Below are 9,942 nucleotides of genomic sequence, written 5' to 3' on the forward strand. Positions count from 1 at the left end.
ATAGCTAATACATCAGAATCAAAAAAGGTAGGAATATAAATAACCTGCCCCCATTGCCATCGATAATATGACGAAAAGAAAAGCAGCAATCATTTGATTTTTAAAAATAGACTTAAGTAATATAACTTCCGTTAAACTTGCCCCTGCACTACCTATAATCAATGCCATAACAGCACCAAGTCCCATACCTTTAGCTGCTAATGCAGCACTTAATGGGATAACAGCTTCTGCCCTAATATACAATGGAATACCAATAACCGCAGCAACTGGCACTGCATACGGATTAGAGTCGCTAGCTACATTTGCTACAAATTCTGTTGGCATAAAACCATAAATTATTGACCCTAAAGCAATACCACCAATGAGATAAGGTAAAACATTTTTAAAATCTGCCCACGTGCTATTCCAAATTGTAAGCCACTTACTTTTAGGCAAAGGAGCTTTACCACAAGTACTCGCACAGCCTTTTGGTTCAGGAGCTATGTAAGATTCAGGTTTAACGTATTGCGCAAACCCTAATATTTCTAATAAATAGCCTGCCACAATCGAAACCCCTGTAGCAATAGCAAAATAAAATGCTGTCACTTTAAAACCAAACGTAACAAAAAATAACCCCACAATAATTGGGTTAAGTAATGGGCTAGCAAATAAAAATACCATCATAGTACCAAAGCCTGCTTTCGCTCTAAGTAATCCTTTTAAAAAAGGAATGGTAGAACAAGAACAAAAAGGGGTTATTGCACCAAGAAAAACAGCAATAATATACCCCTTACCATTTTTGCTACTCAATATATTTTCAATTTTATTCGGTGGAATATATAGCTGAAGTACACCTACGATATAACTAATAAGTAAAAAGAGTAGAGTTAACTCTACAGCCAAAAATGCAAACATATTTAATGTGTCAAACACCATATTTTGAGTGATATTCATTGTAATTTCTTAAGATTCCATATTTCTAGATTTATCGAATTATAAAGAAAAATGTATCGATGTCAAAACATTTCGAGTATTATCGAATAATAAATAAAATAAACCATTTTTTGGAAAGTATAGTGGAAGTAAAACTGGTTGCTAACATATTAAAAGAATTAGGTCACCCAACTAGGTTAGCAATCTTTAAACGTTTAGTTAAAGCAGGCGAACAAGGCATTTCTGTCGGTGCAGTACAAGAAGAATTAAAAATTCCTGCCTCTACCTTATCACATCATATCTCTAAGCTAGCCTCAGTTGGATTAATTAAACAAAGACGTGAAGGACGTACTCTTTATTGTGTTGTAGAATATAAAAAATTACTCACTGTTATCGATTTTCTACAAGATGAGTGTTGTATTGATGAACAGTCAGAACGATAAAACAAATGCTTAATGTGTTAAGATACAGGCAAGCATTTTATTTTATAAATTTCATTAGGCCAAGCTTAAAATTTAGGTAGGCTATCTACATGCAAACATTAAACCCTTATTTAACCTCAATACTTGATGAATTAACAAAATTTTTATCTGAGTACCCTTTATGTAATGAACACCAAATAATTAAGCATTTACAAGATAAAAAAATTATGCCTTTTCACCATTTTAACTTAGCAAATACAAAAGACTTATTTAGCGCCCACTTTCTTTGCATGCATGCACTCTACCATTTAAAAAAACAGTACCAGCTTTCGAATAAATTCACGTTAATTATTCAATCAGTGCAAATTCAGCGAGTTGCATTAAACAACTCCACGTCAAACAATAATAATGTTAAAACAGCGCTTGAAACCAAAGATCCCCTCGAACGTTATTATCTCAATGCAAAACATTATTTTGATACACAAGAAGAAGAAATAACGGATCTGCTAAAATCATTTTGGCAACAATATATTGCACAAGACAATAAAAAAGAGGCACTTGAAATTTTAGCCTTGCCAAATGATGCTGATGCAAAAATGATTAAAGCTCAATATTTGCGTCTTGCTCAAAAGCATCATCCTGACAAAGGGGGATGCGTTGAACGATTTAAAGAAATCCGCGCAGCTAAATCAGTTTTAGATAAGATTTTTTAACGCATAACCTATATCGGTATAGATATTTAACTTCATAATATTTATCAACCACTTAACAATTAACTAGCAATTTCAATAAAGCGCGAAACCGATAATACTTAGATATGATGCTACTTTATAAAATAGTTGGCAATCACATTTATTGCTTTGTAAATCGATGGATAATCTGAGCATACGCAAGCATATTGTGTATGCTATCCAAAAGCTGATAATATCAGTGGTTATCGCCTATTAAATATAAAAGAATTGTCATGAAAACTTCTATTTTATCAAGCCCTATTATTGGCCCGATTGGCGCGGCTATTTTAAGTATTAGTGTAACGGTTAGTGCTGGCACAAATACCGCTGATGGCAAGGCCGTTGTTTTGCCAGCTCCGCAAGTTTCTATTTCAACCCATGATGCTTATTTCGAACATTTTAAAAAGCACTGCGGCAAAGCGTATCAGGGTAAAGTTACAGTCGACAATGCCAGTGGCGACAGCTTTGCTAATAAAAAATTAGTAATGCATGTACGAAGATGTACTGACCGTCAGCTGCAAATTCCATTTCATGTTGGGAACGATGCCTCACGCACGTGGATTTTAACTAAAACAAACTCTGGTATTTCTTTAAAGCACGATCATCGTCAAGTAGATGGAAGTTACGATAAATCAACTATGTATGGTGGCCACACCTTGGATGCAGGTTGGGAGCGAGTGCAATCTTTTCCAGTTGATCAATATTCAAAAGAACTGTTTGTAAAACAAGGTATTCCACAATCAAATGGTAATACGTGGCAAATGTTTATTTACCCTGAAAAATTCACCTACCGCATGATTCGAGAAGGACGTGAATTTAGAGTAGACTTTGACCTAACCAAACCAATTACGCCACCTGCTGCGCCTTGGGGGTATAGCGATGAGTAATCTGCTTTTCCGATTGAACTCAAGCGACAAAGCAGAAATTAAATTAAAAAAAATAAATAGTTAATTTTTATGAAATATCAAGTTGAAAGAGTTATACCCAAACCACCTCAAGGTGCTCGTTTCTAATTTCAGCTGAATATTGCATCTTGAGGTGGTTTGGGTATATACGAATGGTATTTTTATTTATGTAAAAAAAACAAACCAAAAGGATTCCCTGATTTTTGGCGGCGTTGAAACAAAACAGTAATGGTCAGTAACAGCGCTAAAAATTCTGCGCTTGGGCCTGCTAACCAAATGCCTATTTCGGCAAACAACATTGGCAGTATAAAAATCAATGGTAAAGTGAAAATATATACTTTTGCCAATCGTAAAATAGCGGCTCGTTTGGCATCCCCCATAGCTTGGAATACAACACCAACCATCATTAACGGACCTAATAAAAATAAGGCCGATGACATAATAGGTAAAATACGCGCTACTTCGGCATTAACATGTATGTCGTTAACAAACACACCGCCTAATTGATTTTTAAGTAGCAAAACAAACAACTGGCAAAATATACAATAAATAAACGCAATAATGATGGCGATTTTAATTGCGCTGTTTGCTCTTAACCATTCTTTAGCGCCAATGTTATTGCCTAAAATAGTTTGAAACGCCATGCTCAAGCCCAGCAAAGGAAGAAAAATAAAGGTCATAATTCGAGTAATAATGCCATAAGCCGCCACAATCATGCTGTAGTTTTCATTACTCCAAATTTGTAAGTTATATAAAATAAAAGCAGAAGAAAGTGCGACACCAACATAAGACAAACTCGTCGGTGCACCTAAGGCTAAAAAGTCTAACCATAGCTTACGATTAGTAGTAAAGCGTACAATAGCAACCTTTAAGGCAGTTTTACTGTAACGGCGAAATAGAAACACAGTACACAGGGATAAGGCTTGAGCCAGCAAAGTACCATAAACAGAACCGACCACGCCCCAATTAAGCATCGCAATAAAAATGTAATTGAACACAATATTAAAAAATACCGAGAACAAAGGTACAACCGCCATAAAAGACATCTGTCCTTCACAACGCAAACTATCGCTATTAATGGTAAGAATAAATAATAATGGTGAAAAATATATCATTAATGATAAATAATCATAACTCATACCCGACAAGTTTACTGAGCCATTATTAACAAACAATACCAGTTGCTCACCGCCCACTAAAAACAATAAAATTAACACCATACAAACAAACATAGATAATGTTATCGCTTGACCGTAAGCCGAGATAGCTTCATCTTTTCTATTGGCTCCCAACAACCTTGCCATCACACTTGAAAAGCCAGCGGAAACCCAACTTGATAAGGCCACCAGTAGCATAAAAGCAGGAAATACTGAGGTAACGGCTGCAAGAGCATGTGCGCCAACATATTCACCAAGAAAGTAAGCATCAACCAATGAAAACGAACCATTGACCAACATCATTAAAATAATAGGTGCGGCGGTTTTTATAAAGACAGACGGTAACGAACCGACAAGAAACATATTATTAGCGTGGGGCATTCTTTAATTCCTAATGGATAAAACTATTTAATTGGCAAGTAAATATCTGTGATCACTTCATGTTCAGGCACGTCATGAACAAAATTCACATAATGAAAAAACACGGGAAAATCTCGGCATTGTTCACCACTTGTTGGCAACCATTGTTCATATAAATAATAAACGCCTTTTTTTAAGTCATCGCGATTACCAATATCACGAACAACCGCACAACGCCCTGCTGGGATAACTTGATTTACCACACCATATTCATTTTCTGGAATGTCTGCTTGTACTGCGCCGCAGAGGTCAAAATGAAAATCTTCTGCTTTTACTATGTTCGGATCAGAATAAGGAATCCCATAAGTATTGCTAGTTTTGATTGGTGATAACTTGGTTGCTTTGCGCCAAGCAATAAACCTCATCGATGTTTGGTAGTGAAGTTTAGGGTCACCGTAATGCGCCAATGCCGCAACTTTTTGTTCTTCAAAATTAACAACTCTTACATCCATTTTGTTATCTATCGCTTCAGTTAACTGTATGCTTAATATATCTATTTTATCATGCCAGTTAAGCCACTCAGGGGATTTTCTAAATTCGGAAGGACTTTGTCCAAACTCGCGCTTAAAGGCTCTTGAAAACGCTTCAGCACTTTCAAATCCAGCTTCAAAAGCGATGTCGATAATTTTTATTTCCGCTTTAAATACTAGCCTAAAAGACGCGCGTTTTAGTCGTGACATCTGAATAAACTTAATTAGATTAAGCCCGGTATAAGCCGAAAAAATACGGTGAAAGTGATATTTAGAAAAACCCGACACCTCACTTAACATATCTAACGTTAAATCATCATCAAGATTCTGATTAATGTAATCACACACCCTAATAATATTTTGTTCGTAATTACTCATTTGCAAAAACTTACCCCGTTGTTTCATTAATTGTATTAATATTTAGTTATTTACGTAATTTGAATTAATTAATCTAAAGATGATTTTATATGTTGTAATAAAAAAGTATTGATTGAGATTGCTAATGAGTTAATTTTTTGGTCAATCGAAATAATGAACAAATATATAATAAATTTGCTTAAAATTGTCTTTAGGATGCTCAAGCTTAATGTCCGCTCAAGCGACAAACCAGCCACTTAGAATAACTCGACTCGATTAACACCTTGAACACTTACTATAAAAAAACACATAACTTGTATACTTTAAGCTCTTTTAAAATGGACCTATCTACTTTTTATAAACCTAATTTATTTACTTTGGGAGATACATACTCTTGCTAATGCGCTTAAATAGCAAAGATAAATGCTGTGGTGCTATTGGAATGAATGCCAACATGAAAATATGACCCTGATAAATCAGCAGCAAATAGCTCAATCATCACAACCGCTTCGATATTATTGTCTTGCCTTTACACTTACCTTGAATAAACTTTAAATCTAAGACAACTTCTTGTCCTAATGAAGTTTCAGAAATTAAAATCAGGCCACCCATAATAACTTTTATTAAGTGAATTTAGTGAGCGTGTGTGCTTAAAGCGCACGCACGGCATAGCAAAAATGCCAAAGCCTGTTGGAATTGCGACTAATTTTACTAAACAATAAAACAAAGAAAAGTGGATATTTCGATAATGCCACAACACCCACTCATCTAAAATTCAGAAAAAGTGACATTACACGTAAGAAAACGGGTAACCGAGCCATTTACCTGCTCATGATGTGAATTATTTTAATAAAAAAACAACCTAATTAACGTACGTTATTACTTAGATTTATCGTGGATGGCCTGATTAGATTCCCTAATTAGATTCCCTGATTAGATAATATCTTTAAAGATTCACAAGGTAACTTTATAATCAACGAAAGTATAAGCTACTACACGCTACCAGTATTTTTCGGTAACCATTAATCCACTTCATCTATATCACTGTCTTCAATTTGCGTTGCTGGCAATGTGTTTTTGCGTTTTATTATCGGCATGTCGCCAACATCTTTAGCCGCATGAAATACCTTTTTAGTGGTTTTCTTCATTTTAGGCGCTTGTATTTTAGACGCTTTATTCACGTTAGCCGTAACCGCTTTCGTTTTATCCTTTTTAGGTTTTACCCCTTTAAACTTAGCTTTCAAGCCGTCAACTTGATCAAATTTAACGGTTTGCTCTATTAATCCTTCAACATTTTTAAAACTTAACCAATCTTTAGGGCCAACAAAGGCAATAGCGTCACCTTTGCTTCCTGCCCTACCCGTACGACCAATACGATGAATAAACTCTTCTGTATGTTTTGGCATATCAAAATTAATAACCAAAGATACATTCACTAAGTCTAAACCACGGGAAGCTAAATCTGTCGTTACCAATATTTTATGGTGGCCTTTACTAAAACCTTCCATTATCTGATTACGTTGGCCTTGATTTAACTCGCCACTTAACGCTACGGCATTAAATTTTTTACTAGTAAGCAAGTTAGCTAAACGTTCAGTATCACTGCGCGTTGCTGTGAAGATAATCACTTGCTGATACGTTTCACTTGTTAAAAAGTGCGCTAACAATGCCTCTTTGTGGTCAAGATTATCTGCTAAATAAAAACGTTTAGTTATATCATTATGCTCAGTAAAAGCTCCACCAATAGCAATACGTTTTGGTTTTTTTAACAATTCTTGCGCAAATTCATTTACTTGTGCGTGCTCTAAAGTAGCCGAAAATAGCAAGGTTTGACGTTTACGGTGGTCAGCAGCTTTGTTAATTTGGCTTAATTCTTTTTCAAAACCTAAATCAAGCATACGGTCTGCTTCATCTAGAATTAGCAATTCCAAACCATTTAAATAAAAATGACCTTGCGTTAAATGATCAGCCAAACGCCCAGGGGTAGCTACAATAAAATGAGGGTCTTTTTCTAACACATTAACTTGATCATTAAAATTTTCGCCTCCTAAAATAAGCACAGCCTTAAATTGCGTGTTAGCGGTAAATAAACGCAATTGGCTAAAGACTTGTTTAGCCAATTCTCGTGTTGGCGTTAAAATAACCACACGTGGATCTCGCTTAGACAAGGCTCTATTTTTACTTAACCTCTGAATGGCAGGAATAATAAATGCCAATGTTTTGCCCGAGCCTGTTTTTGATGAGGCAATCAAGTCATGCCCTTGCATTGCAGCTGGTATTGCTTGTTGCTGAATTTCAGTAGGCTCGCTAAAGCCTAAATGCTCTACCGTACTCATTAAACGACTTTCTAAGCCAAAATCACTAAATTGCACTTATTTCTCCCAAATTATTCTCTGCAAAGCAATTCATTAATTAGCCGCAATACGTGCTTCAAGCAATGCTAAAGCTAAATCAATACGTTCAAGCACTTTGTCTTTACTAAGCAGTGCTAACGTAATGTCAAGTGAGGGTGAATTACCTCCCCCTGTGGTTGCAACACGTAATGGCATACCCACTTTACCCATACCTACCTCTAGTTCTTCAGCTGTCGCGTTAATTGCCTCATGAATTGGTGCAGGTTCCCAGCTTATTAATGCGGCTAATTTTGATTTAACCAAAATAAGCGGTTCTTTTACAACAGGGCGTAAATGTTTTTTCACTGCTTTTGGATCAAATTCAGAAAAATCTTCATAAAAATAACGTGAAATTTCTGCCATTTCTTTTAAAGTTTTCACTCTGTCTGCTTGAATACTAACAATATCAGCCAACGCAGGACCATTGTCAGTATTTATACCTTGATCTTTCATATGCCACGCAAGGTGTTGCGCCACATACTCGGGATCCATTGTTTTCATGTAATGCTGATTCACCCAAATCAGTTTGTCGGTGTTAAAACCTGAAGGGGCACGATTACAATCTTTTAAATCAAATAGTTCAATCATTTCTTCACGAGAAAAAATCTCTTTGTCGCCATGTGACCACCCCAAACGCACTAAATAATTTAGTAAGGCTTCAGGTAAATAACCATCATCGCGATATTGCATAACACTTACCGCACCGTGGCGTTTAGATAAACGTTTGCCATCATCGCCCAAAATCATAGGAATATGAGCATATTCAGGAATATCTGCACCTAATGCAGCAAGAATATTAATTTGTTTTGGCGTGTTAGATATATGATCGTCTCCGCGAACAACGTGGGTTACTTTCATATCCCAATCGTCTACTACGACAGTTAAGTTATATGTTGGTGTACCATCAGAACGAGCAATAATTAAATCATCTAGTTGTGTATTACTTATAGTAATGTCACCTTTAACCATATCTTTAATTACCACCTCACCATCAAGTGGGTTTTTAAAACGAATAACAAAGGGCTTGTCGGTTGGATAGTCTGTGCGTTCACGCCATAAACCATTATACTTTTCTATTTCACCTTTCGCTTTAGCTTCCTCACGCATCGCATCAACTTCTTCCGCTGTACTATAACAGCGATAAGCATGACCAGATTCAAGTAATTGCGCTATAACTTCTTTATAGCGGTCAAAACGTTTAGTTTGAAAATAAGGGCCGTGTGTCCATTCTAAATTTAACCAATTCATACCATCCATAATGGCATCGACAGAAGCTTGGGTTGAACGCTCTATATCAGTATCTTCAATGCGAAGAATAAAATCACCGCCATTTTTTTTAGCATAAAGCCAACTATATAAGGCGGTACGTGCGCCACCAACGTGTAAATATCCAGTAGGACTAGGAGCAAAACGAGTAGTTAAAGTCATAAAATTCTCAATATCAAAAAACTAGGCAAATATATAAAACACAGCCTAGTACACAAATAAGTCTAGAAATTGGCGGCATTTTATCATTGTGCTTGCCTTAATTCACCTTTTAACAAGACTTGTTTACAACTAATCATGAATATTGTGATTGTTTTTAAAATCTAATGTCGACAAAAACACCGTTATGCACAAAAAAAAATCAAACAAGCACTAATTTGAAAAAAATTAGTAATTTTAATAGCTTTTATGTTGACAGCTTTTTGGATCTGCCTATAATACGCCCCCACAGAGACGGACGATTAGCTCAGTTGGGAGAGCACCGCCCTTACAAGGCGGGGGTCACTGGTTCAAGCCCAGTATCGTCCACCATATTTTAAAATATGTTGGTCTCTTAGGTAAATATATACTGCGGAGTGGTAGTTCAGTTGGTTAGAATACCGGCCTGTCACGCCGGGGGTCGCGGGTTCGAGTCCCGTCCACTCCGCCACTTATATTTATTGAAACGGGCTCGAGTCCCGTTCACTGATTTTTGTGCTAAACTCGAAATTAGATATATACTGCGGAGTGGTAGTTCAGTTGGTTAGAATACCGGCCTGTCACGCCGGGGGTCGCGGGTTCGAGTCCCGTCCACTCCGCCACTTATATCTATAACGGTTAGAGTACCGTGCTATATTTAATAAAAATAAAGTAAAACTCAATATTAAGCAAGATTTTGCGGAGTGGTAGTTCAGTTGGTTAGAATACCGG

General features: G+C 36.3%; 8 protein-coding genes and 3 tRNA genes. 6 read left to right on the forward strand and 5 right to left on the reverse strand.

All coding sequences use genetic code 11. The features are described 5' to 3' along the window. Window positions 1-18 precede the first annotated feature (18 nt). Window positions 19-933 (reverse strand): permease, encoded by a 915-nt coding sequence (locus ACE1OF_RS13595; protein WP_448895187.1) that lies wholly within the window; start codon window positions 931-933, stop codon window positions 19-21. Between the two features lie 122 nt (window positions 934-1,055). Between ACE1OF_RS13595 and ACE1OF_RS13600 the strand changes: the two genes are divergently transcribed. From ACE1OF_RS13600 to ACE1OF_RS13610, 3 genes are all read left to right on the forward strand, one after another. Beyond that, window positions 1,056-1,355: an ArsR/SmtB family transcription factor gene (locus tag ACE1OF_RS13600; RefSeq protein WP_448895188.1), complete on the forward strand. Its 300-nt coding sequence runs from the start codon at window positions 1,056-1,058 to the stop codon at window positions 1,353-1,355. 89 nt (window positions 1,356-1,444) lie between these two features. Continuing rightward, complete coding sequence (locus ACE1OF_RS13605) at window positions 1,445-2,047, forward strand: DNA-J related domain-containing protein (RefSeq protein WP_448895189.1); 603 nt, start codon at window positions 1,445-1,447, stop codon at window positions 2,045-2,047. A gap of 251 nt (window positions 2,048-2,298) precedes the next feature. Continuing rightward, window positions 2,299-2,952 (forward strand): hypothetical protein, encoded by a 654-nt coding sequence (locus tag ACE1OF_RS13610; RefSeq protein ID WP_448895190.1) that lies wholly within the window; start codon window positions 2,299-2,301, stop codon window positions 2,950-2,952. Between the two features lie 179 nt (window positions 2,953-3,131). Here ACE1OF_RS13610 and ACE1OF_RS13615 read toward each other — a convergent pair whose 3' ends face one another. The 4 genes from ACE1OF_RS13615 to gltX form a co-directional block, all read right to left on the reverse strand. Further along, a complete protein-coding gene (locus tag ACE1OF_RS13615; protein ID WP_448895191.1) occupies window positions 3,132-4,508 on the reverse strand; it encodes an MATE family efflux transporter in 1,377 nt (458 codons plus the stop codon). A gap of 23 nt (window positions 4,509-4,531) precedes the next feature. Then, complete coding sequence (locus ACE1OF_RS13620; protein ID WP_448895192.1) at window positions 4,532-5,395, reverse strand: AraC family transcriptional regulator; 864 nt, start codon at window positions 5,393-5,395, stop codon at window positions 4,532-4,534. 1,001 nt (window positions 5,396-6,396) lie between these two features. Beyond that, a complete protein-coding gene (locus ACE1OF_RS13625; protein WP_448895193.1) occupies window positions 6,397-7,746 on the reverse strand; it encodes a DEAD/DEAH box helicase in 1,350 nt (449 codons plus the stop codon). Window positions 7,747-7,782: 36 nt separating this feature from the next. After that, window positions 7,783-9,195 carry a glutamate--tRNA ligase gene (gltX, locus tag ACE1OF_RS13630; protein WP_448895194.1) on the reverse strand — a complete coding sequence of 471 codons (1,413 nt, stop codon included), beginning with the start codon at window positions 9,193-9,195 and terminating at the stop codon, window positions 7,783-7,785. Between the two features lie 293 nt (window positions 9,196-9,488). Between gltX and ACE1OF_RS13635 the strand changes: the two genes are divergently transcribed. The 3 genes from ACE1OF_RS13635 (at window position 9,489) to ACE1OF_RS13645 (ending at window position 9,833) form a co-directional block, all read left to right on the forward strand. Beyond that, window positions 9,489-9,564, forward strand: a tRNA-Val gene (locus tag ACE1OF_RS13635). Window positions 9,565-9,605: 41 nt separating this feature from the next. Next, a tRNA-Asp gene (locus ACE1OF_RS13640) sits at window positions 9,606-9,682 on the forward strand. Window positions 9,683-9,756: 74 nt separating this feature from the next. Continuing rightward, a tRNA-Asp gene (locus ACE1OF_RS13645) sits at window positions 9,757-9,833 on the forward strand. The last annotated feature ends 109 nt before the right edge of the window (window positions 9,834-9,942 follow it).

Source organism: Colwellia sp. E150_009, from assembly GCF_053543955.1.